Consider the following 21,994-nt stretch of genomic DNA (forward strand, 5'->3'; position numbering starts at 1 on the left):
ATCAACTCTCCGGAGCGGGTTCGGTTTTCGCATCGGGCTTTTCGCTCGAAAGCAGGGATCGGGCAAGGATAATCAGGACACCGATGGTAATCGCGGCATCGGCCAGATTGAAGATGAGGAACGGGCGCCATTCCCCCAAATGCAGATCGGCATAGTCGATGACGTAGCCCACTTCGGCGCGGTCGCGGATGTTGCCCGCAGCCCCGCCGAGGACCAGCGCCAGGGCAACAATGTCTCCCATCTTGCGCTCGCGCATCATCCAGACAAAGACGAACAGCGCGATCGCACCGGTCATCGCCACAAGCGCCCAGCGGCCTTCGGGAGAGCCGGCCGTGAACAGGCCGAGCGAGACGCCGAAGTTCTGCGTCCAGCGCAAATCGAAGAACGGCAGCAGCTCGATCACATGTTGCTGGCGCAGCTTCAGGCCGTAAACGAGCCAGCTCTTGAGACCCTGGTCCGCGAGGAAAATCAGCGCCGCGATCAGCAAACCGGCGATGCGGTGGCGCACCGCGTTGTTCATGCATTGGCCTCCATGGCGCCGACCACTTCGTCACAGCGCCCGCACAGATCGCCATCCTCGGACACTTCCGGAAGGTGGCGCCAGCAGCGGCCGCACTTGTGGTGGGACGTGGGCGTGACGGTTACCGCCTCGCCTTGCCCGCGCGTGACTGTCGCAGTGATGAACAGCTCGGCCAGATCGGCATCGGAGAAGCCCTCGGGCACCGAAGCCGCAGGAACGGTCATCTCGGCCTCGAGACTGGAGCGGATCGTCTTTTCGCGGCGCAGCGGCTCGATCGTCTCGGTGACCGTCTCGCGCAACTCACGAAGGGCGTTCCACTTCGCGTTCTGCTCTTCGACCTGCGGCACTTCGGGCCATTCGAGCAGATGGACGCTGCCGCCATCGGGATAGCGCGTGCCCCAGGTCTCTTCGGCGGTGAATACCAGCACCGGCGCGGCATAGCGCACCAGAGCGTGGAACAGCGTGTCGAGAACGGTGCGATAGGCGCGGCGCTTCAGATCCTCCGGGCCGTCGCAATAGAGGCAGTCCTTGCGGATGTCGAAGAAGAAGGCCGAGAGGTCTTCGCTGCAGAAATCGACGAGCGTGCGGACGTAGTCGTTGAAGTCGTAGTCATCGATCGCCTTGCGAAGCGCGGAATCGACCCCGCCGAGCAGCGAGAGTACGTAACGCTCGAGTTCGGGCATCTCGTCGACCGGCAGGCGTTCGTCCTCGCTGAAACCGGCCAAGGCGCCGAGCATGTAGCGGAAGGTGTTACGCAGGCGGCGGTACTGGTCGCCCACGCCCTTCAGGATCTCCTCGCCGATGCGGTGGTCTTCGGTGAAGTCGACCGACAGCGCCCAGAGGCGGATGATGTCGGCGCCGTACTGCTCCATGACCTTGAGCGGGCTGACCGTGTTGCCCTTTGACTTGGACATCTTCTCGCCCTTGGCATCCATGGTGAAGCCGTGGGTGAGAACCGCCTTGTAGGGCGCATGGCCGCGCGTGGCGCAGGCTTCGAGCAGCGAGGACTGGAACCAGCCGCGATGCTGGTCCGAGCCTTCCAGGTAGAGGTCCGCGTGCGGTCCCTTGTAGCCTTCGGGGCGGAGCAGGTCGGGCCACTTGCCCGATTCGAGCACGAAAGCGTGGGTCGAGCCGGAATCGAACCACACGTCGAGGATGTCGGTGACGCGCTCGTAGTCCTCGGCATTGTAGCTGTTGCCGAGGTATTCCTGTGCGCGCGCGTCGTTCCATGCATCGACGCCGCCCTGGCGGATGGCCGCGACGATCCGCGCGTTGACTTCCGGATCGGCAAGATACTCGCCGGTTTCGCGGTGGACGAAGATCGTGATCGGCACGCCCCAGGCGCGCTGGCGGCTGAGCACCCAGTCGGGGCGGCCATCGACCATCGCGCCGATGCGGTTGCGGCCCTTGGCCGGCACGAAGCGGGTTTCGGCGAGCGCATTATGCGCGGTTTCGCGCAGCGTGAAGCCGCCGCCGGCCGCCATCGGCTTGTCCATCGGCACGAACCATTGCGGGGTGCAGCGGTAGATGACCTTGGCCTTCGAACGCCAGGAGTGCGGATAGCTGTGCTGGTAGTCGGCCGAAGCGGCCAGCAGGCAGCCCGTCTCGCGCAGGTCCGAACAGATCGGCCCGTCGGGCGCGTTGAACTTGGGATTGATCACCGATCCCTGACCGCCCAGCCACAGCCAGTCCTCGCGGTACCTGCCGTCGCCTTCGACCGCGAACTTGGGATTGATCCCGTGCGCCTTGCACAGATCGAAGTCGTCCTCGCCATGGTCGGGCGCCATGTGGACGAAGCCGGTACCGCTTTCGGTGGTGACGAAGCTGGAACCGTCGAGCAGCGGGCGCAGCTCGGCAAAGAAGCCGCCGAGGTGGTGCATGGGATGGCGCACCTTGGTGCCTTCGAGCCCGGCGCCCTTGATGTAGAAGTGCAGATCGTGGCTCTCGTGGCCCAGACGCTTCACGAAGCCCTCGACGAGCGGTTCGGCGACGAGGTAGCGGGTGCCCTCGACCTCGATCATGTGGTAGTCGATCTGCTTGCCGTAGGCGACGGCCTGGTTGACCGGGATAGTCCAGGGCGTGGTCGTCCAGATCACCAGCTGCGCGCCGATCAGGTCTTCATCGGGGCACTCGACGATCTCGAAGCCGACGTCGATCTGGGTCGACACGATGTCTTCGTATTCGACTTCGGCCTCTGCCAGCGCGGTCTTTTCGACCGGGCTCCACATCACCGGCTTGGCGCCGCGGTAGAGCATCTGGCTTTCGGCGAACTTCATCAGTTCCGAAACGATCGTCGCCTCGGCCGCGAAGTCCATTGTCAGATAGGGATTGTCCCAGTCGCCGCCGATGCCCAGCCGCTTGAGCTGTTCGCGCTGCACGTCGACCCAGTGCGCCGCATAGGCGCGACACTCGGCGCGGAATTCTTCCGCCGGGACTTCATCCTTGTTCTTCTTTTTCTTGCGGTATTCTTCCTCGACCTTCCATTCGATGGGCAGGCCGTGGCAGTCCCAGCCGGGCACATAGGGCGCGTCCTTGCCGAGCAAGGTCTGCGTGCGCACCACCATGTCCTTGAGGATATGGTTAAGCGCATGGCCGATGTGCATGTCGCCGTTCGCGTAGGGCGGGCCGTCATGCAGGATGAACTTTTCGCGTCCGGCGCGGGCCTCGCGGATGACGCGGTAAATGTCCTGTTCCTGCCAGCGCGCAAGAATGCCCGGTTCCTTCTGAGGGAGCCCGGCCTTCATGGGAAAATCGGTCTTCGGCAAGAAGACGGTGTTACGATAGTCGCGCTGTTCGGTCATGATCGGCGGGCGTTAGAACAATTGGCTTAACGTTGGAAGAGCCCGCCTTGCGCACAACCACGCATTACCGGGGCAGGATGCGGTAAAAATCCCTAGTCAGGCCACGCCGGCCAGCAAGGCGCGTGCCTTGATGCAATCGGCTGCAATCTGAGCGGTCAGCGCCGCAAGCGAATCGAACTTGCCTTCGGGCCTAAGGAAGTGATGGAACACCACTTCGATTTCCTGATCGTACAGTTCCTCGGAAAAGTCGAAGATGTGCGGCTCGAGCAGTTCCTTGGGCGGGTCGATCTGGGGGCGCACGCCGAGATTGGCGGCGCCGGGCAGCTCGCGTCCGTCGGCCAGGCGCGAAGTCACCGCGTAGACGCCGTAATGTGGGCGCAGATAGGCGGCCATGTCGATATTGGCGGTGGGAAAGCCGATTTCGCGGCCCAGCTTGTCGCCATGCTGGACCACGCCGCGGATCGCGAAGGGGCGCGTGAGTAGGCGCGCCGCCGTTTCGCAATCGCCGGCCTTGAGCGCCTCGCGAATGCGGCTGGAGGAAATCACCCCCTCGGCGTCGCTGACCGGACCGACTGTACGGCCCGACAGGCCGAAACGTCCGCCGACTTCGCTGAGCACTTGCGGATTGCCGCTACGTCCGCGCCCGAAAGTGAAGTCCTCGCCGGTAACGACGCCGGTAGCGCCGAGGTGGCCGACGAGTTCCTTCTCGACCCACTCGGCCGCGCCCATCGTGGCCATGGCGCGGTCGAAGTGGAGCACCAGCATGGCATCGGCGCCGGCAGCGGCGAACAATTCCTCGCGCTGTTCGAGTGTGGTCAGCCGAAACGGCTCGGCATCCGGCTGGAACAGACGCACCGGGTGCGGGTCGAACGTGGCGACGATCGCGGGCCGGCCTTCGGCGCGGGCCCAGCGGATGGCTTCTCCGACAACGGCCTGATGGCCCTGATGGAAACCGTCGAAGTTGCCCAGCGCGACAATCGCGCCGCGCATCGATTCGGGAATGGGGGTGAGGTTGTCGAGGCGAATCATGGTTGCAGCCGCCTATAGGTCGCGCTGCAGCGTCACGAAAGCGTAAGCCGGTGCTTCGCCTTGCGCTGCGTGTTCTTCGCGCGCCTGCTCCTGCCATTCGGGGCCAAGCGGCGGCATCGCGGTATCGCCTTCGTAGTCGGCGTGAATCTCGGTCAGTTCGATGCGGCTGGCGAGCGGGAGGAACAGGGCGTAGATTTCCGCACCTCCGATCACCGCCACTTCGCCTTCGCTTGCGAGCGCCAGCGCGGCATCGGGGGAATGTACCACCTCCGCGCCTTGCGCCTGCCAGTCGCGGTCGCGCGTCAGCACGATATGGCGACGGCCCGGCAGCGGGGAGGGGAAGCTCTCGAAGGTCTTGCGCCCCATGATCATCGGCTTGCCCATGGTCATGGCCTTGAAGTGCTTGAGGTCGGCGGAAAGCCGCCAGGGCAGGGCGCCGTCGCGGCCGATCACCCCATTCGCGGCGCGCGCGTAGATCAAGAACACATCCTGCGCCATGCCGTCTGCCCGCCTCAGTCCAGCGTCAGCCGGGTGACGTGGCCCATCTTGCGCCCGGGCCGCGCGGCGGCCTTGCCGTAGAGATGCAGGTGATTGGCCGGATCGGAAAGGATCGTGGCCCAGTCGTGCGCTTCGTCCCCGATCAGGTTGCGCATCTCGACGGCCCTGGCTGCCAGTCCGGTACTTCCCAGCGGCAATCCGCAGATGGCGCGCACGTGGTTTTCGAACTGGCTGGTCACGGAGCCCTCGATGGTCCAGTGCCCCGAATTGTGGACGCGCGGCGCCATTTCGTTGAATACCGGCCCGTTCTCGGTCGCGAAGAATTCCAGCGTGAGCACGCCGACATAGTCGAGCGCCTCCGCCACCTTGGCAGCGAGCGCGCGCGCGGCGGGGACCTGTTCGAGCAGGTTTGCCGGTGCCGGCACGCCGCTAAACGCAAGTATGCCGTTTTCGTGGACGTTGCGGGCCGAATCGAAGAAGCGGATGTCGCCGTCGGTGCCGCGGCACAGGATCACCGAGAACTCGGCGAAGAAGGTCACGAACCCTTCGTAGATCAGGGCGGTGTCGGGCAGGTCGAGCGCGCTGGCATCGTCCGCGCTGCCGATCCGCCACTGGCCCTTGCCGTCGTAGCCGTCACGGCGGGTCTTGAGGATGCCGGGAGCACCGATCCCAGACACGGCGGCCATGAGGTCGAGCTTCGAATCAACCGGTGCGAACGGGGCCGGTGTGCCGCCCAGATCGCTGACGAAGCGCTTTTCGCTCAGCCGGTCCTGCGCGATTTCCAGTGCGCGCGGATGCGGGTGGGCAACGACAGTGCCCAACGCCGAGAGCGGACCCACCGGCACATTCTCGAACTCGTAGGTCACCACCGCGCAATCGGCGGCGAAGGCGGCCATGGCCTCGGCATCGTCCCATTCGGCGCAGGTGAACGCGGCGGAGACATCGGCGGCGACGGAGTCGGTTTCGGGCGCGTAGATATGGCAGCGATAGCCCAGCTGCGCTGCGGCCATGGCGATCATCCGGCCAAGCTGGCCGCCGCCGAGGATGCCGATTGTCTCTCCCGGTGCGATCATGCGCGTTTTACCTACTGTCTTTCGACTGGCTCAGGACGAGCGGAATTGGGGGTGAGAATTGCGGTCATTTCCCGCTCATGCCGAGCTTGTCGAAGCATCAGGACGGCCGCTCTGCGACGCTGGCGGTCTGCTCGGCGCGGAAGGCCTGCAGACGCTCGGCCAGTGCCTCGTCGGAAGTGGCGAGAATGGCGGCGGCAAGCAGGCCGGCATTGGCCGCGCCCGCCTCGCCGATGGCCAGCGTCCCCACCGGAATGCCCGCGGGCATCTGCACGATCGAGAGCAGGCTGTCCTGCCCCGAAAGCGCCTTGGACTGCACCGGTACGCCCAGCACCGGCAGGTGCGTCATCGCCGCGACCATGCCGGGCAGGTGCGCGGCACCGCCGGCACCGGCGATCACCACCTTGAAGCCTTCGTCCGCCGCGCTCTTGGCGAACTCGACCAGCCGGTCGGGCGTGCGGTGGGCCGAAACGATGCGCGCGTCGTAGGCGACGCCCAGCTTGTCGAGCATCGCGGCGGCGCGCTGCATGGTCGGCCAGTCCGACTGGCTGCCCATGATGATCGCGACCGGCGGGGTACCCGCTTCGCTCATATCAGCGCTCCGACAGGTAGTAACGGTCGAGAACGGCCAGTTCGTCGTCCAGATCGTAGATGATCGGCTGACCGGTCGGGATCTCGAGACCGGTGATCTCGTCGTCCGAAATGCCCGAGAGGTGCTTTACCAGCGCGCGCAGCGAGTTGCCGTGCGCGGCGACCAGCACCGTGGCGCCGGCCTTGAGGTGCGGCACGATGGCGCCTTCGTAATAAGGCAGGACGCGCGCGATGGTGTCCTTGAGGCTTTCGGTCTGCGGCACGTCGATGCCGGCATAGCGCGGATCGTCGGACAGATCGAACTCGCTGCCGCGTTCCAGCACCGGCGGCGGCGTGTCGAAGCTGCGGCGCCAGATCTTGACCTGGTCATCGCCGTGCTTGGCGGCCGTCTCGGCCTTGTCGAGGCCGGTGAGCCCGCCATAGTGCCGCTCGTTGAGGCGCCAGTCCTTGGTTTCCGGGATCCACAGGATGCCGGCCGCTTCCAGAGCGAAGTGCAGCGTCTTGATCGCGCGGGTCTGGACCGAGGTGAAGGCCACGGTGGGCAGCATGCCCTTGTCCTTCAGCAGAGCGCCGGCGGCGCGGGCTTCCGCCTCGCCCTTTTCGGTCACGTCTACGTCCCACCAGCCGGTGAAGCGATTTTCGAGGTTCCACTGGCTCTGGCCGTGGCGCAGAAGAATCAGACGGGGCAAGGCAGGACTCCCTGTTGGCTTGCGGTGCCGCAACCGGAGCGGCGTGTCGCGATTGTCAGGCCGCTGCCCCTAGCTTTCCGCGGACGGTTTGGAAAGCCTGCCCGATTCGATATCGTCGTTGCCCCGGGAAGCATGCGCGCGCGCCTGTGCCTTGCGGCGGCGCAGGTTTTCGCGCAGCTTGGCGGCAAGGCGCTCCTCGCGGGTGAGCTTGCCTGTGTCCTTCCCGCCATCTGTGCCAGATTTCTCGTCCATGGCGCGGCATTGCCGTTCGTCGCGGCAAAGCGCAAGCGGCGCTTGACAATTGCCACCTTCGCAGACAATAGCGCGCCCCTGCCTCGGGCAACCGGAATCGACGCGTTCCGGATCGTCCGAACAAAGGCGCTGCTGTAGCTCAGTGGTAGAGCGCACCCTTGGTAAGGGTGAGGTCGGGAGTTCAATCCTCCCCAGCAGCACCATTCCCCTCCGGATCAGTCCCTTGCACAAGAACGCCCGGAATCCCGAGTCGTGTGGCGTCTGTGTTGCGTGCAACGATGTCATGGAACTGTCTCGGTAGTGGCACGCCGGTGTCACAGACCGCCCCTAGGCCCCGCGCAATTCATTCGCAACAGGGGTTCCCATCACATGAAAACGTCCCTCCGCCTCGTCGCGGGGCTGCTAGCCTCGACGTCTTTCGCGACTGTCGTTCACGCAGGTGAACTCTCCGGCAACGTCTCTGACGCCACCGGAACCCGAGCTCTGCAGTCGGCCACGGTGCGAATTGTCGAATTGAATCGCGAAGCCGAGACAAGCCGCGATGGCAGCTACATTTTCGCGGACATTCCCGCAGGCGACTACACGGTGGAGGTCGACTACGTTGGCGCCGTCATGGAAGCGCGCACGATTTCGGTGCCGGCGACCGGCCGGGTTTCAGGCAACTTCGCGCTGGCCGGCATCGGTGGCGGGGACATCCTGGTGGTGGGTCAGGCCGCCAACCTTTCCAGCTCGTTGTCGCGCAAGAAAGCTGCGGATGGTGTCGAATCGGTGCTGACCCGCGACGCCATCGGCCAGTTCCCCGACCAGAATGTCGCCGAATCGCTGCGCCGCCTGCCGGGCCTGAACATCCTCAACGATCAGGGCGAAGGGCGCTACGTGTCGGTGCGTGGCCTGGACCCCGATCTCAACTCGACCTCGCTTAACGGTGTGCGCATCCCGGCGCCGGAATCGGATTCGCGCGGTGTCGCCCTCGACGTCATCTCTTCGGACCTGATCGAATCGATCGAGGTCAAGAAGTCGCTTACGCCGGACATGGACGCCGACACCATCGGCGCCTCGATCGAGATCAACACCACCAGCGCCTTCGACCTCAAGAAGGCCAGCTTCTCGGTCAATGCCGAAGGCAGCTACAATGACTATTCGGGTGAAGTGACTCCAAAGGTTTCGGCCAGTTTCTCCGCTCCGATTGGCGACGATTTCGGCGTTTCCGGCGGCGTAAGCTACTACAACCGCAAGTTCGAAACCGACAATGTCGAATCCGATCCCTGGACCACGGCCGACGACGGTACGGCCTACAGCGAAGTATTGGAGTATCGCGACTACGACGTCGAGCGTAAGCGCATCAATGCCAACCTCAGCTTCGACTGGCGCGTATCGGACACCACGACGGCCTTCGTAAAGGGCATCTGGAGCCAGTTCGACGACCAGGAATATCGCCGCCGCACGACGTTCAACTTCGAGGACGCGACGGACATCACCTGGACCAGCACCGGCGTCAGCTTCACCGACGCCGCCGATGACGAAGGCGATGGTGCCATCGTGATCGAGCGCGATCTCAAGGATCGTTTCGAGCGCCAGCGCATCTACTCGATTGCGCTGGGTTCGGACACGGACACCGGCATCTGGAAGTTCAGCTGGCTGGCCAGCTACTCCAAGTCGAGCGAGAAGGAGACTCACTCCGTCGACCCGATTGCCTTTGCCGCCGAATTTGAAGGCGCAGGAGTCGGCATCGACTGGGATTATTCGGATCGCAGGGTCCCGACCTACGCCATCACCAGCGGCGCCAATCTCGTGAACGGTCCCGAGAACTACGAGTTCGACAAGATCGAGTTGACCACCCTGTCCGACAGCCAGGACGAGGAATGGGCGGTAAAGGCCGATCTTGCGCGCACTTTCGCGATGGACAACGGGGACTTCACGGTTCAGGTCGGCGGCAAGGCTCGCTGGCGTGAGAAGTCTTACGACTTCAACTACATCAAGTACAAAGGCGGCGAAATCGAGTACACCATGGCCGATGCCGAACTCGGCGAGCAGACCTACCGTCTGCATGGCATAAGCCTCGGTCCCGTCCTGACCAAGTCGGCAGGCGAAACGTTCCTCAACGCCTACAGGGACACTTTCGAGATCGACGATTTCGACGTCGCCTACGATGGTGCGACCGATGACTATTCGGTCAAGGAAAACATCTATGCCGGGTACGCCCTGGCTCGCTGGGACTCGGATGCCGTCCGGGTCATCGGCGGTGTTCGTATGGAGCACACCGAGAACACGCTGAACGGCAACATCGTCACCGAAGTGGATGGTGCCGACCTGCCGATCATCGAGGCCGTCCAGTACAAGCGCAGCTATACGGACTGGCTGCCCAGCCTGGCGATCCGTGTCTCTCCGCAGAACAACATCGTCGCACGCTTTGCCGGCTCCAGGAGCCTGGTTCGCCCCAAGTTCTCCCAGCTTGCGCCGCGCTCGACGGTGAACGAAGACAACGAGGCAGAATTCGGCAATCCGGATTTGCTGCCTTACAAAGCATGGAACCTTGATACGAGCGTCGAGTACTATTTCACCTCGAACGGCGCGTTGACCTTCAACGCCTTCTACAAGTCGGTCGACAACTTTACTTACGAGCAGACCTTCGACGATTTCACCTACCAGGGTATCGCCTACGATGAGTTCACCACTTTCCGTAACGGTGACAGCGCGACGATCGTCGGTTTCGAAGCGAGCTACAGCCAGGCCTTTACCATGCTGCCCGCGCCGTTCGACGGCTTGCTGACGCAGTTCAATTACACCTACACGTATGCAAAGGGCGAACTGGGCGATGGCCGTCGGATCAGTCTGCCGAATTCGTCGAAGAACACCTTCAACGCCGTTCTCGGCTACCAGAAGGGACCGGTGAACCTGCGCCTTTCGGGCACCTTCCGCGACAGGTACCTGGACGAGGTCGGCGAAGATGCCACCGAAGACCGCTGGGTAGACAAGCACTTCCAGCTCGATTTCTCGGGCAAGCTGAAGGTGACCGACAATATCCGCCTCACCCTCGACGTGATCAACATCAACAATGCGCGGTACTTCGCCTACCAGAACTTCGAGAGCGCCCAGCGCCTGCTGCAGTTCGAGCAGTACGGCCAGACCGTGAAGTTCGGCGCGCGGGTGAACTTCTGATGCGGATGTGCGATCTCGTAAAGTATGGCTCGGGAGCACTGCTCCCGGGCCTGCTCCTGGCAGGGTGTGCGACCCTGCCGGAGCCGCCGAAGGCCTATCTCCCGGCTGTGGACGTCCCAGCGATCGCCGAAACCGTGCCGGTTGGCACCGCCAACGACGACGCGGCAGACGATCCGGCGATCTGGCGCAATGCTGCCGATCCTGCAGCCAGCCTGATTGTCGGGACCGACAAGAAGGCCGGGCTCTATGTCTATGGGCTCGATGGGAAGGTGCGCGATTTTCTCGCTGCCGGCGCGCTCAACAACGCGGATCTGCGTGAGGTCACGCTTGCCGATGGCACGAAGCGCATCCTCGTGGCCGCCAGCGACCGCACCGACCGGTCCCAGCCGCGTATCGCGCTGTTCTGGCTGGAGGGCACCAATGGCAAGCTCTCCGAAATCGGAACGGAGACATTCCTGCCGGCAGATCGCGGCTCGGCCGAGGCCTATGGCTTCTGCATGGGCGGTGCGCTCGGCGAAAACGATCTCGCTCGCGCCTATGTCGTGCTCAAGGACGGGACGGTCGTCGAAAGCGCCTTGTTCGAACAGGGCGACCGGATCGTTCCGACCTACATCCGCGACGTAAAGCTGGCGACCCAGTCGGAAGGCTGCGTCGTCGATGACGCCACGCAGACGCTCTATGTCGCCGAGGAAGATGTCGGCATCTGGAAAGTCCCGCTGCAGACCGTTCTGAAGGCCGAGGCCTATGCCCGCGTCGGCGCACAGGATGGGCTCGTCGACGACGTCGAAGGTCTTGCCATCGCCCGCGACGGCAAGGAGCGGGCTTGGCTGGTCGCATCCAGCCAGGGCGACAACGCCTATACGCTGTTCGACCTTGCGGACGGCTCCATGACCGGTCGCTTCCGTATCGGCGGAGGCGAAATCGATGGCACCAGCGATACCGACGGCATCGAGGTCGTGCTGGGCGATTTCGGTCCGCGTTTTCCGGAAGGCCTGTTCATTGCACAGGACGGCGACAACGCGCCGGAGGCGCAGAACTTCAAGCTCCTGTCGTGGCAATCGATCCGCGAGGCGCTGGAAATCGAATAGAGCGGTGCCGCTGCATATTGCTTGAGCGGCGCCCTCCATTTGCGGTAATGGCGGCGGCCATGGTGTGGGATTCGAAATCCGTGAAAGCGCGCGCGACAGCGGCGGCCTTGGCTGCCCTGATACTTGGCGCGCCACTTCCCGCCATGGCTGATGTCATGCAGCTCGGTGATTCCGGGGCCGAGTGGATTGCCGGCGGGCCGGTCGGGCCTGCCGTCGGTCTGGTTTCTCCGGATGGTCTGGACGATGCAGCCAGCGTGGAACAGACCCCGCTGGCAATCGACGCGGAGCTTCACCCGCAGTCGATCACCGAGGCGCTCGATGCCGCGGGGCCGTCGCGCTGGCGTGTCCGCATCGCGCAACTGGCTGCGAAATACGATATCAGCCCGGCGTTGCTTGAAGCCGTGGTCTGGCAGGAAAGCCGCTGGAACGAACGTGCCGTATCGCCCGCCGGTGCGCGCGGTCTTGCGCAGTTGATGCCCGGCACAGCTGCACAGATGGGCGTCGATCCGGGCGATCCGACGGCCAATCTCGAAGGTGGCGCCCGGTACTTGCGCATGCAGCTCGATGCTTTCGGCGGCGACGTTGAAAAGGCGCTTGCCGCCTACAATGCCGGCCCGTCCCGCGTGGAGAAGGCGGGCGGCATTCCCAACATTCGCGAAACGAAACAGTACGTTGCCGCGATCATGGCGCGCCTGACCGACACTGTCCGGCAGTAGCCCGCCGCAGCGGGCTACGCACTGCGGGCTCGATCAGCCCAGCATCTTCTTGGCCATTTCGCGCACTTCGGCGCCCATATCCTCGCGATCAAGTGCAAGTGCGAGCGTCGCTTCCACGAAACCGATCTTCGAACCGCAGTCGAAACGACGGCCGTTGAAGGTGACCGCATGGAACGGCTGCTTGTCGATCAGCTTCGCCATCGAATCGGTAAGCTGGATCTCGCCGCCGGCGCCTTTGCCCTGGCTTGCCAGCAGGTCCATGACTTCCGGCTGGAGGATGTAGCGGCCCGAGACGATCTTGTTCGAAGGCGCCTCGTCCACCTTGGGCTTTTCGACCAGGCCTTTGACTTCGGTAAGGTTGCCCTTGCTTTCACCCGGCGCAATGACGCCGTAGCTGGAGACTTCCTCCATTGGCACTTCGAGCACCGAGACGAGGTTGCCGCCCACTTCGTTGTAGGCCTCGATCATCTGCGCCATGCAGCCGGGCGAACCGTACATGAGCTCGTCGGGGAGAAAGATCGCGAAAGGCTCGTCTCCGGTCACGGCCCGCGCGCACCATACGGCATGGCCCAGCCCCATCGGCACTTGCTGGCGTACGGTCACCAGATTGCCGGGCTCGATGCGAGTCGGGTCGAGCGGTGCGAGCGACTTGCCGCGGCCGGTCATCGTCGCTTCGAGTTCGTAGGCCGTATCGAAATGCTCGACGATCGCCGTCTTGCCGCGCCCGGTGACGAAAATGAACTCCTCGATACCGGCCTCGCGCGCTTCATCGACCGCATACTGGATCAATGGTCGATCGACGACGGGCAGCAGTTCCTTTGGAATCGCCTTCGTTGCCGGCAGGAAGCGGGTGCCCAGGCCCGCCACCGGGAAAACGGCCTTGCGGACGGGCTTGCGGAAATTCGAGTCACTCATGGGCTGAGACGGGGCCTCCCTGTGTTGCACTGCAAATAAAGCGACTTAGACAGACGCATGCAACCGTGACGTATTGTTCTAACGGCTGCTGTCATCACAACTCTCTGTCGGGTCACCCGTTGCCGTGATCGCTTTTCCCGTTAAATGACGGGGGATGGACAAGATCATTATCGAAGGCGGAAAACGTCTTTCGGGCACTATCCCCGTTTCGGGCGCAAAAAATGCAGCACTCACCCTGTTGCCCTGTGCCTTGCTGACCGACGAGCCGCTGACTCTGCGCAATCTGCCGCGTCTGGCCGACATCGACGGCTTCCAGCACCTGATGAATCAGTTCGGCATCTCGACAATGATTGCGGGAAGCCGGCCCGAGGATTTCGGCCGGGTGATGACGCTTCAGGCGACGCGCATCACCAGCTCGGTCGCTCCGTACGATCTCGTGCGCAAGATGCGTGCATCGATTCTCGTACTCGGCCCGATGCTGGCGCGCATGGGCGAAGCGACCGTCTCGCTGCCCGGCGGCTGCGCTATCGGCAACCGGCCGATCGACCTTCACCTCAAGGCGCTTGAGGCGCTGGGCGCGCAGATCGAACTTGCTGCTGGCTATGTCCGTGCGATTGCGCCGGATGGTGGTTTGCCTGGGGGACGGTATTCCTTCCCGGTGGTGTCCGTGGGCGCGACCGAGAATGCGCTGATGGCGGCCGTCACGGCCCGCGGCAAGTCAACGCTTCACAATGCCGCGCGCGAGCCGGAAATCGTCGACTTATGCAAGCTGCTCGTCGCGATGGGGGCCGAGATCGAGGGCATCGGCACGTCCGATCTGGTGATCCATGGCGTTCCGCGTCTCCACGGGGCGACCTACATGGTCATGCCCGACCGTATCGAGGCCGGTTCCTATGCTTGCGCCGCAGCCATTACCGGCGGTGAAGTGACGCTGAAAGGCGCGCGGATCGAGGAAATGGAAGCCACGGTCCAGGCGCTGCGCGATGCAGGGGTTGCCATCGAGCCGGTTGCGGGAGGCCTGAAGGTGGCGTCCGACGGTAAGCTGCGTCCGGTGACGCTTTCGACTGCGCCCTATCCGGGCTTTGCCACCGACATGCAGGCCCAACTTATGGCGCTGGTCTGCCGGGCAGAGGGCTCGAGCGTGCTGACCGAGACGATTTTCGAGAATCGCTACATGCATGTGCCCGAACTCAACCGCATGGGCGCGCGTATCGAGACCAAGGGGCGCACCGCCATCGTCCACGGCGTCGAAAAACTCACCGGCGCCGAAGTCATGGCTACCGACCTGCGGGCCTCGATGAGCCTCGTGATCGCGGGCCTTGCTGCCGAGGGCGAGACTCAGGTTCATCGCCTTTACCATCTCGACCGCGGCTATGAACGGCTCGAGGAAAAGCTGGCGCTGGTCGGCGCGCAGATCGAACGGGTCGGCAGCGACTGAGGAAACTCTGAGAGGACCCGTGCGTTTCTCCTCCGTAACCCAATTTTGGAGTCTGGAGGAGTTTGGACATGGGCCTGATCAAGATGGCCGCCGCCGGTGCCGCCGGCTACGCGCTCTACAAGTATGCGACCAACAAGGAAGCCAAGGCCGCGCATGCCGGAGACGGACAGCGCGTGCGCGATGCTGGTCCCGAAAACATGCAGGACAAGCCTGTTCGCTGGTCGAAGACCGATGAAGCGATCGATGAGAGTTTCCCGGCGAGCGACCCGCCGGCGACGTACTGACAGGACGCTGGTCTTTGCGAAGGGAGTGGTTCCGCAACGCGGAGCCGCTCCCTTCGTCGTGTCGGCGCTAGAGCCGTGACGCCAGCCATACCCGGATGGCGCTGGCCAGCCCGGGCGGGACTTCGGCTTCAAGCCGTTCAGCATCGATTCGCGCCACGATGGCGTTGAGCGGCACGCCTTCGCGCGCCGCTGCGACCTTCAGCATGTCCCAGAACACGGGTTCGAGGCTGATCGATGTCTTATGTCCCGCGATCTCGACCGAACGTTTCACCGGCGGGTGATAGAGTGTGCTCATGGCACGAAGGTAGCGCGATGTTCAGCGCCTGAACATCGCGCCATGCCTTCTCTGGCCGGCATCAGTACATGTGCTGGCCGCCGTTGATGCTCATCGTCGAGCCGGTCACGAAAGCCGCATTTTCCGAGCACAGGAAAGCGACGCCGCGGGCGATCTCGTAAGCATGGCCGAGGCGGCCCACCGGGATCTTGGCGACGATCTTTTCCAGCACCGGTTCGGGCACCGCCGCGACCATGTCGGTATCGATATACCCCGGTGCGATGGCGTTCACTGTCACTCCGAACTTGGCGCCTTCCTGCGCCAGTGCCTTGGTGAAGCCGTGAATGCCGGACTTCGCAGCCGCATAGTTCACCTGACCGTATTGGCCGGCCTGGCCGTTGATCGAGCCGATGTTGACCACGCGGCCCCACTTGCGTTCACGCATGCCGGGGAAGCAGGCCTTGGCCATGTTGAAGCAGCCGCCGAGGTTGATTCGCATCACCTCGTTCCAGTCTTCGAAGCTCATCTTGTGGAGCACGCCGTCGCGGGTGATGCCCGCGTTGTTGACGACGATGTCGACCGGCCCGACCTCCTCGGCCACCCGCGCACACCCTTCGAGCGTCGCTTCGTGATCGCCGACGTCCCACTTGTAGGCGGGAATGCCCGTGGCCGCCGTAAAGGCCTTGGCCTTTTCGTCGTTGCCGCCGTAATTCGCGACGACGGTGTGACCTCTGTCTTTCAGGGCCAGCGAAATGGCTTCACCAATACCCCTGGTCCCACCGGTAACAATTGCAACGCGCGCCATATCGAGCCTCTCGCTTGTGTGCATCCACCAGGCACAGTGCTAGGAAATGCCAAGTAATTGAGCAAGGCCGCTGAAGCGCTATTCGATGGCTATTCGGTGCAGACTGCGTTGATTTTCCTGCAAGGCGCCTTGCCGGAATCAGAAGTTGAACTGGGTCCCCACATAGACGGCCTGGCTGTCCTGCCTGCCGTCGGTCAGCGGCAACAGGCGCTCGCGGTCCTGCGAATAGCGTACGCCTGCCGTGACATTCAGATTGTCGGTCACGCGATAGGCGCCGCTCAGGTCAACTTCGCCTGCATCTCCGGCAAAGGTGCGCGGCGCCCGGCCCGGCGCGCGCTTCTCGTCAATCGAAAGCCGCGTGCTGAAGCGCGGGTTGTCCGTGGCTGCCGGGCTGGGCTGCAGGCTGAACTTCTTGAGTTCGGGTGCGTCCGCCAGCGACTTGTTGTTCGGTGTCTGCGGAACGAGGTCCTGCGCGAAGTTCTGGTAGCCGCGCGAGACGCCCAGGTTGAATGCCGTTTGCGGAATGCGCAGCCGGCCGGGTTCGCTCGCATTCTTCGCGACTTCGCTCGTGCCGTGGACGATGATCGCCTTCGCCGCTTCGGGATCGACGCGCACGGCCACGGTTACGGACCGTTCGGGGCGATTCGGCGTCCCCGCCGGCGTGAACGGAAAACGCTCGCCCTTTGCCAGCGATCGCATGGCGATGACCCGGGTCAGGTTTTCGGGTGAGGCTTCGGGATCGAGAGAATCGATGGGAGCGCTTCGCCCTGTCAGGGTCGCGAATGTCGAGGAAAACGCCATGACAGCGCTGGGGAGCGCAAGCACTCCGACGCTGGCGGCGATCATTACACCGGCCTTCATGCTGCCTCTCGACGCAATTGCGCCCTCCGAAACCATGGTCCAGCCCTGTTGCCCGTCAAATCCATCCGCTGCAGTGCGCACTTCAGGTGCCTGCGGCAGGCCACGTATCTTCATCCTGCGATATTAACATAGCCTGATCGTGCAGGCGAGAGAGTGGTCGGTCGGGGGTAGGTCGGCCCTGCCCATCCCGATGTTCAGCGGCGGTTTAGGGTGGACGGGCGAGGAACGCGCACTTGCCGCCCCGGCAGTGGCGGTTATAGAGGCGAGTGAAGGCAGGTGCCGGTTTCCGGTTCCCGCCAGACAAGATCAGGAACTGGGAACGACAATGACAGGCAGCACCGATACCGGCTTTTTCACCGCGCGCTCGCTGGTCACCACGGCCGTCTGTGCCACGGCGGCGCTCGCACTGGCCGGTTGCGGCGGCAAGAAGCAGACGGGCGCGGTCATGGCACCCTCGCAGGTGACCACGATCGGCGTGAACAGCTACCTATGGCGTGCCAGCCTCGACACGCTTTCGTTCATGCCGCTGCTCCAGTCGGACAGCGCCGGTGGTGTCATCGTCACCGACTGGTACACCAATCCCAAGGATCCGGGCGAACGCGTGAAGATTTCGGTGCTGATCCTCGATCAGGATCTGCGGGCCGACGCCCTCAAGGTGACGGCCGTGCGCGAAGTGGCGCAGGGCGGCGGCTGGACGCCGGCGCCGGTTCAGGCCGCGACCGTGCAGAAGCTCGAAGACATCATCCTGACCCGCGCGCGCGATCTGCGTCGCAACTCGATGGGTGGCTGATCCCACGCCGGGTTTATCCATTTGGCGGGCAGGGAAGGCCCGCAGGAGACTAGACTGACATGAGTGAGCGGTTCGATCCGGCTCAGGCGGACACGCGCTGGCAGGCTGCGTGGGACGATGCGCAATGCTTCAAGGCGGACGATTCGAGCGCGAAGCCGCGCAGCTACGTCCTCGAGATGTTCCCCTATCCTTCGGGGCGCATCCACATCGGCCACGTGCGCAATTACACGATGGGTGACGTGCTCGCGCGCTACAAGCGGATGAAGGGCTTCGAGGTCCTGCACCCGATGGGTTGGGATGCCTTCGGTATGCCCGCCGAGAACGCCGCCATGGAAAAGGGTGTGCACCCGGGAGGCTGGACGCGTGAGAACATCGCCAACATGAAGGCGCAGCTCAAGCGCCTTGGTTTCGCGCTCGACTGGAGCCGCGAACTCGCCACCTGCGAGCCGGAGTACTACGGCCACGAACAGGCGCTGTTCCTCGATCTCTACGAAGGCAGTCTCGTCTACCGCAAGGAATCGGCGGTCAACTGGGACCCGGTCGACCAGACCGTGCTTGCCAATGAGCAGGTGATCGACGGGCGAGGCTGGCGCTCGGGCGCGCTGGTCGAGAAGCGCAAGCTCTCGCAGTGGTTCCTCAAGATCACCGATTTCGCCGAGGAACTGCTCGAAGGTCTGGGGTCGCTCGACAAGTGGCCGGAAAAGGTCCGGACCATGCAGGAAAACTGGATCGGCAAGAGTCAGGGCCTGCAGTTCCGCTTCAAACCGGCCAACTTCGATTCGGAAATCGAAGTCTATTCGACCCGCCCGGACACGATCTTTGGCGCCAGCTTCGTAGCCGTGGCTGCGGAACACCCGGTGGCGCAGCAGGTTGCGGCGAAGTCCGCCGAAGCGCAGGCATTCATTGAGGAGTGCAAGCGCGGGGGCACCACCGCGGCTGAGCTGGAGACGGCAGAAAAGCTCGGTTTCGATACCGGTTTCAAGGTGCGGCATCCGTTCACCGGCGCCGAATTGCCGGTCTACATCGCCAACTTCGTGCTGATGGAATACGGCACCGGCGCGGTCATGGCCGTTCCCGGTCACGACCAGCGCGACTTCGAATTCGCCACAAAGTACGAGCTGCCGATCCTGCGCGTCGTCGCCGCCAGCGCAGACGATGCCGACAAGCCCTTCGAAGGTGAAGCGGAAGCCGGTGACGGCGTCTGCGTCCATTCGGACTTCCTAAACGGCATGAGCGTCGAGGAGGCCAAGGCCGAGGTAATCTCGCGTGCCGAAAGCGAGGGCTGGGGCGAAGGCAAGACGGTCTGGCGGCTGCGCGACTGGGGCGTTTCGCGCCAGCGCTACTGGGGTACGCCGATCCCGTTCATCCACTGCGAAGTCTGCGGCGTCGTGCCGGTGCCCAAGAAGCAGCTTCCGGTCACGCTGCCCGAGGACGTCGATTTCTCGGTCCCCGGCAATCCGCTGGCGCGTCACCCGACCTGGAAGCATGTCGACTGTCCCCAGTGCGGCAAGCCCGCCCGACGCGAGACCGACACGCTCGATACCTTCGTCGACAGCTCGTGGTATTTCCTGCGTTTCGCCAGCCAGCCCAAGGATCGTCCTTTCGACCCGGCGCAGATCGCGCAGTGGCTGCCGGTCGAACAGTATATCGGCGGCATCGAGCACGCGATCCTGCACTTGCTCTACGCCCGCTTCTGGACACGCGCGCTCGCCCATATCGGCAAGATCGAGGTGAAGGAGCCTTTCGGGAGCCTGTTCACGCAGGGCATGGTCACGCATGAGACATATCAGAGGATTGTCCAACTCCCGCCACAAAAGGACACGCCGCCAGAGATGGCTAGAGTCCTCGGCGCGTATCTAGCACCAGACGAAATAGAGCGCCGTGACGGAGGTGTTTTCGCTAAGGACGACGGTGGCGAAGTCGAGGTTGGCCGCGTCATCAAGATGTCGAAGTCGAAGAAGAACGTGGTCGATCCCGACGAGATCGTCGCGACCTACGGCGCCGACGCGATCCGCTGGTTCATGCTTTCCGACAGCCCGCCCGAGCGCGACCTGCCCTGGTCCGAGGCCGGGATCGAAGGCTGCGCCCGCTTTGTGCAGCGTCTGTGGCGTCTTTTCGGGCAGTACGATGCGTCTGCCGAAGGCGAAGACAAGGCCATCGACCGCAAGGCGCACCAGGCCGTGGCGGCCGTGGCCGAAGACATCGAATCGCTCGGCTTCAACAAGGCCGTGGCGCGCATCTACGAGCTGACCGGCGCAGTCGAGAAGGCGAAGCCGTCCGCCAGCCGTTCGGCTGCGATCCGCACGCTGCTTTTGCTGATCGCGCCGATGATGCCGCACCTTGCCGAAGAGGCTTACGCGACCTTCGGCGAGGGTCTGGTCGCCGATGCCGCTTGGCCCGAAGTCGATCCCGCGCTGCTCGTCGAGGACGAAGTGACCATCGCCGTACAGGTCAAGGGCAAACTTCGCGATACCCTGACGGTCGCCAAGGGCACTGCGAAGGAAGAGCTGGAGGCGCTTGCCCTCGCCAGCGAGAAGGTGCAGCGTGCTCTGGATGGAGCCGAAATCCGCAAGGTAATCGTCGTGCCCGACCGTCTTGTGAACCTCGTCGCGTGAGAGTGCTGATCGCCTTTGCTGCTGCCTTGGCGCTGGCTGGCTGCGGCCTGCAGCCAATGTACGCGGGCGGCGGTAGCGGCAAGGTGGCGCGCGGGCTTTCCGATGTGCAGGTTTCCGCTATCGAGGGGCGGGCCGGGTGGCTTGTCCGCAACGCGCTGCTGGACCGGCTGGGCTCGGATGGCAGCGGATCTTCCGCCCGCTATCGTCTCGACGTGCGCCTCGACGACAATCTGGAAGGCTTTGCGCTGCTCTCGGACGATACCATCGGCCGCGAACGGCGCACCCTGCGTGCCCGCTACCAGCTCGTCGACCTTTCGAGCGGGGACGTGGTGTTGGATGCTACCGCTGGTTCGGATGCAGGTATCGATGTTGTCTCGTCGGACTATGCAACGATCGCCGCGGAACAGACGGCTCTGGAAAATCTCTCCAAGGATGTCGCGAGCCGCATCGTTACCAGCATTGCCTTGCGCCTTCGTGGCGATACGGCCCAGTGAACGGATGATCCCGTGACCGGGTCCGAGGCATTGTGAAGGCGACTCAGAAGGATTTCGGCGGAATAGCAGCCCGCGCCGCGCAAGAGGCGAAAGTCTTCTTCTTCTGCGGCCCGGATGAAGCTGGCGCAAGCGATGCAGCGGCGCGAATCGTCTCGCTCCTCTCCGATCCGGGTGAGCGGGTCGAAATGGCCGGTGCGGAATTGCGCAAGGACCCGGTCAGGCTCGGCGACGAAGCCCGCTCAAATTCGCTTTTCGGCGGCACGCGGCACATCTGGATCCGCGCCCAGGGCGACGAGGCCCACGATGCCGTCTCTCTGCTGCTCGAGAATGCCGTGGAGGCCTGTCCGGTCCTGATCGTGGCTACGGGTGCGACGGACAAGTCGCGTACGGCCAAGCTGCTTGCGAACCGACCGGATGGCCTTGTGGCGATGTTCTATCCGCCCGATCTCGGTTCGGTCACGGCTTCAGTCCGCACGATGGCAAACGCCGCAGGCCTGAAGCTCGGCAGCGAGATTGCCGAGCGCATTGCGCGCGCCTCCGGCCTCGATACACGCCTGGCGCGCTCCGAAGTCACCAAGCTGGCGCTCTATCTCGACGCCTCCCCGGAAACGCCGCGTCCGGTATCGGCCGCAGACCTCGATGCGGTTGGCGCGCAGACCGAGGATGATGGCTTCACGCCGCTGGTCGACGCGGTTCTGGGCGGACGGCGCGAGGCTGTCGGTCCTGAACTCAAGCGTATGCGCGAGCTGGGGCTCAATCCGGTAGGCCTGCTGCTGGCGTTCGAGCGGCGGGTGGCGCAACTTGCTGCTCTCAACGCCCGGCTTGGACGAAATCCCGATGTCGGAGGTTTTCTGAAAGCAGAAGCAGGCGCGCGCCGCATCTTCTGGAAAGATCAGCCGGCCCTTGCCGTTCAGCTCAAGAATTGGCGTGGCCCGCGGTTGGAACGACTCGTCGCAAGGCTTGTTGCCTTACACCAGTCACTTATGACCAATAGTCAGGACGCCGAACTGCTTCTGGCAGATGGTTTGTTGACGATTAGCCGCATTGCCTGTTCCAAAGTTAAACAGCCGTCAAAATGAACAGGGATTGATAATATTTTGCGGTT

Annotated in this window: 21 protein-coding genes and 1 tRNA gene; 10 read left to right on the top strand and 12 right to left on the bottom strand. The window is 63.7% G+C overall.

Annotated features, from left to right (window positions below; all coding sequences use genetic code 11):
* Position 1 precedes the first annotated feature (1 nt).
* From lspA to IEX64_RS01425, 8 genes are all read right to left on the bottom strand, one after another.
* A complete protein-coding gene (gene lspA, locus IEX64_RS01390) occupies positions 2-520 on the bottom strand; it encodes a signal peptidase II (RefSeq protein ID WP_188817481.1) in 519 nt (172 codons plus the stop codon).
* The gene (gene ileS / locus IEX64_RS01395; RefSeq protein WP_188817483.1) at positions 517-3,321 is read right to left on the bottom strand and encodes an isoleucine--tRNA ligase; all 2,805 of its coding nucleotides are present in this window, start codon (positions 3,319-3,321) and stop codon (positions 517-519) included. Before ileS ends, lspA begins: the two co-directional genes overlap by 4 nt.
* 96 nt (positions 3,322-3,417) lie before the next feature.
* On the bottom strand, positions 3,418-4,350 hold the full coding sequence (locus tag IEX64_RS01400) for a bifunctional riboflavin kinase/FAD synthetase (RefSeq protein ID WP_188817485.1): 933 nt from the start codon (positions 4,348-4,350) through the stop codon (positions 3,418-3,420).
* A 12-nt stretch (positions 4,351-4,362) separates the two neighbouring features.
* Positions 4,363-4,848 (bottom strand): dihydrofolate reductase, encoded by a 486-nt coding sequence (locus tag IEX64_RS01405; RefSeq protein WP_188817487.1) that lies wholly within the window; start codon positions 4,846-4,848, stop codon positions 4,363-4,365.
* 14 nt (positions 4,849-4,862) lie between these two features.
* Complete coding sequence (locus IEX64_RS01410) at positions 4,863-5,921, bottom strand: 5-(carboxyamino)imidazole ribonucleotide synthase (RefSeq protein ID WP_188817489.1); 1,059 nt, start codon at positions 5,919-5,921, stop codon at positions 4,863-4,865.
* Between the two features lie 97 nt (positions 5,922-6,018).
* Entirely contained in the window at positions 6,019-6,510 is a 492-nt protein-coding gene (gene purE, locus IEX64_RS01415) for a 5-(carboxyamino)imidazole ribonucleotide mutase (RefSeq protein ID WP_188817491.1), read from the bottom strand.
* Position 6,511: 1 nt separating this feature from the next.
* Positions 6,512-7,198, bottom strand: a complete 687-nt coding sequence (gene gpmA, locus IEX64_RS01420; protein ID WP_188817493.1) for a 2,3-diphosphoglycerate-dependent phosphoglycerate mutase — start codon at positions 7,196-7,198, stop codon at positions 6,512-6,514.
* Between the two features lie 69 nt (positions 7,199-7,267).
* A complete protein-coding gene (locus IEX64_RS01425; RefSeq protein ID WP_188817495.1) occupies positions 7,268-7,450 on the bottom strand; it encodes a hypothetical protein in 183 nt (60 codons plus the stop codon).
* A gap of 128 nt (positions 7,451-7,578) precedes the next feature.
* Here IEX64_RS01425 and IEX64_RS01430 point away from each other — a divergent pair.
* From IEX64_RS01430 to IEX64_RS01445, 4 genes are all read left to right on the top strand, one after another.
* Positions 7,579-7,653 (top strand) — tRNA-Thr (locus tag IEX64_RS01430).
* 166 nt (positions 7,654-7,819) lie between these two features.
* Positions 7,820-10,609, top strand: a complete 2,790-nt coding sequence (locus IEX64_RS01435) for a TonB-dependent receptor (protein WP_188817497.1) — start codon at positions 7,820-7,822, stop codon at positions 10,607-10,609.
* Positions 10,609-11,697, top strand: a complete 1,089-nt coding sequence (locus IEX64_RS01440) for a phytase (RefSeq protein WP_188817499.1) — start codon at positions 10,609-10,611, stop codon at positions 11,695-11,697. Before IEX64_RS01435 ends, IEX64_RS01440 begins: the two co-directional genes overlap by 1 nt.
* Before the next feature lie 80 nt (positions 11,698-11,777).
* Positions 11,778-12,413 carry a lytic transglycosylase domain-containing protein gene (locus IEX64_RS01445; RefSeq protein ID WP_373290116.1) on the top strand — a complete coding sequence of 212 codons (636 nt, stop codon included), beginning with the start codon at positions 11,778-11,780 and terminating at the stop codon, positions 12,411-12,413.
* 33 nt (positions 12,414-12,446) lie between these two features.
* Here the strand turns inward: IEX64_RS01445 and IEX64_RS01450 are convergent, their stop codons facing one another.
* Entirely contained in the window at positions 12,447-13,328 is an 882-nt protein-coding gene (locus IEX64_RS01450; RefSeq protein ID WP_188817504.1) for a UTP--glucose-1-phosphate uridylyltransferase, read from the bottom strand.
* Between the two features lie 154 nt (positions 13,329-13,482).
* Between IEX64_RS01450 and murA the strand changes: the two genes are divergently transcribed.
* Together murA and IEX64_RS01460 are read left to right on the top strand one after the other, a co-directional pair.
* Entirely contained in the window at positions 13,483-14,766 is a 1,284-nt protein-coding gene (gene murA, locus IEX64_RS01455) for a UDP-N-acetylglucosamine 1-carboxyvinyltransferase (protein WP_188817506.1), read from the top strand.
* A gap of 68 nt (positions 14,767-14,834) precedes the next feature.
* Positions 14,835-15,050 carry a hypothetical protein gene (locus tag IEX64_RS01460; RefSeq protein WP_188817508.1) on the top strand — a complete coding sequence of 72 codons (216 nt, stop codon included), beginning with the start codon at positions 14,835-14,837 and terminating at the stop codon, positions 15,048-15,050.
* Between the two features lie 67 nt (positions 15,051-15,117).
* On the opposite strand, the gene IEX64_RS01465 is transcribed toward IEX64_RS01460, so the two are convergent.
* The 3 genes from IEX64_RS01465 to IEX64_RS01475 all read right to left on the bottom strand — a co-directional run bounded on the left by IEX64_RS01465 (position 15,118) and on the right by IEX64_RS01475 (position 16,990).
* The gene (locus tag IEX64_RS01465) at positions 15,118-15,345 is read right to left on the bottom strand and encodes a ribbon-helix-helix domain-containing protein (protein WP_188817510.1); all 228 of its coding nucleotides are present in this window, start codon (positions 15,343-15,345) and stop codon (positions 15,118-15,120) included.
* Between the two features lie 61 nt (positions 15,346-15,406).
* On the bottom strand, positions 15,407-16,129 hold the full coding sequence (gene phbB / locus IEX64_RS01470; RefSeq protein WP_188817511.1) for an acetoacetyl-CoA reductase: 723 nt from the start codon (positions 16,127-16,129) through the stop codon (positions 15,407-15,409).
* Positions 16,130-16,267: 138 nt separating this feature from the next.
* Entirely contained in the window at positions 16,268-16,990 is a 723-nt protein-coding gene (locus IEX64_RS01475) for a hypothetical protein (RefSeq protein WP_229709997.1), read from the bottom strand.
* A gap of 325 nt (positions 16,991-17,315) precedes the next feature.
* On the opposite strand from IEX64_RS01475, the gene IEX64_RS01480 reads away from it, so the two are divergent.
* Genes IEX64_RS01480 through holA form a run of 4 tightly spaced genes read left to right on the top strand, consistent with a single transcriptional unit; the run spans position 17,316 to position 21,968 of the window.
* Positions 17,316-17,780 carry a DUF3576 domain-containing protein gene (locus IEX64_RS01480; RefSeq protein ID WP_188817513.1) on the top strand — a complete coding sequence of 155 codons (465 nt, stop codon included), beginning with the start codon at positions 17,316-17,318 and terminating at the stop codon, positions 17,778-17,780.
* 59 nt (positions 17,781-17,839) lie between these two features.
* Positions 17,840-20,395, top strand: coding sequence for a leucine--tRNA ligase (gene leuS, locus IEX64_RS01485; protein WP_188817515.1), 2,556 nt, complete (start codon positions 17,840-17,842; stop codon positions 20,393-20,395).
* Positions 20,396-20,451: 56 nt separating this feature from the next.
* The gene (gene lptE / locus IEX64_RS01490) at positions 20,452-20,889 is read left to right on the top strand and encodes an LPS assembly lipoprotein LptE (protein ID WP_188817630.1); all 438 of its coding nucleotides are present in this window, start codon (positions 20,452-20,454) and stop codon (positions 20,887-20,889) included.
* Between the two features lie 32 nt (positions 20,890-20,921).
* A complete protein-coding gene (holA, locus tag IEX64_RS01495; protein WP_188817518.1) occupies positions 20,922-21,968 on the top strand; it encodes a DNA polymerase III subunit delta in 1,047 nt (348 codons plus the stop codon).
* Positions 21,969-21,994: the final 26 nt, after the last annotated feature.

This window comes from Novosphingobium indicum (assembly GCF_014645195.1).
Lineage (GTDB): Bacteria > Pseudomonadota > Alphaproteobacteria > Sphingomonadales > Sphingomonadaceae > Novosphingobium > Novosphingobium indicum.

Bases quoted from the DNA above. Each gene is read 5' to 3' on its own strand.
- lspA (WP_188817481.1), bottom strand. From the start codon at position 520: ATGAACAACGCGGTGCGCCACCGCATCGCCGGTTTGCTGATCGCGGCG.
- ileS (WP_188817483.1), bottom strand. From the start codon at position 3,321: ATGACCGAACAGCGCGACTATCGTAACACCGTCTTCTTGCCGAAGACC.
- IEX64_RS01400 (WP_188817485.1), bottom strand. From the start codon at position 4,350: ATGATTCGCCTCGACAACCTCACCCCCATTCCCGAATCGATGCGCGGC.
- IEX64_RS01405 (WP_188817487.1), bottom strand. From the start codon at position 4,848: ATGGCGCAGGATGTGTTCTTGATCTACGCGCGCGCCGCGAATGGGGTG.
- IEX64_RS01410 (WP_188817489.1), bottom strand. From the start codon at position 5,921: ATGATCGCACCGGGAGAGACAATCGGCATCCTCGGCGGCGGCCAGCTT.
- purE (WP_188817491.1), bottom strand. From the start codon at position 6,510: ATGAGCGAAGCGGGTACCCCGCCGGTCGCGATCATCATGGGCAGCCAG.
- IEX64_RS01425 (WP_188817495.1), bottom strand. From the start codon at position 7,450: ATGGACGAGAAATCTGGCACAGATGGCGGGAAGGACACAGGCAAGCTC.
- IEX64_RS01435 (WP_188817497.1), top strand. From the start codon at position 7,820: ATGAAAACGTCCCTCCGCCTCGTCGCGGGGCTGCTAGCCTCGACGTCT.
- IEX64_RS01440 (WP_188817499.1), top strand. From the start codon at position 10,609: ATGCGGATGTGCGATCTCGTAAAGTATGGCTCGGGAGCACTGCTCCCG.
- IEX64_RS01450 (WP_188817504.1), bottom strand. From the start codon at position 13,328: ATGAGTGACTCGAATTTCCGCAAGCCCGTCCGCAAGGCCGTTTTCCCG.
- murA (WP_188817506.1), top strand. From the start codon at position 13,483: ATGGACAAGATCATTATCGAAGGCGGAAAACGTCTTTCGGGCACTATC.
- IEX64_RS01460 (WP_188817508.1), top strand. From the start codon at position 14,835: ATGGGCCTGATCAAGATGGCCGCCGCCGGTGCCGCCGGCTACGCGCTC.
- IEX64_RS01465 (WP_188817510.1), bottom strand. From the start codon at position 15,345: ATGAGCACACTCTATCACCCGCCGGTGAAACGTTCGGTCGAGATCGCG.
- phbB (WP_188817511.1), bottom strand. From the start codon at position 16,129: ATGGCGCGCGTTGCAATTGTTACCGGTGGGACCAGGGGTATTGGTGAA.
- IEX64_RS01475 (WP_229709997.1), bottom strand. From the start codon at position 16,990: ATGAAGGCCGGTGTAATGATCGCCGCCAGCGTCGGAGTGCTTGCGCTC.
- IEX64_RS01480 (WP_188817513.1), top strand. From the start codon at position 17,316: ATGACAGGCAGCACCGATACCGGCTTTTTCACCGCGCGCTCGCTGGTC.
- leuS (WP_188817515.1), top strand. From the start codon at position 17,840: ATGAGTGAGCGGTTCGATCCGGCTCAGGCGGACACGCGCTGGCAGGCT.
- lptE (WP_188817630.1), top strand. From the start codon at position 20,452: ATGTACGCGGGCGGCGGTAGCGGCAAGGTGGCGCGCGGGCTTTCCGAT.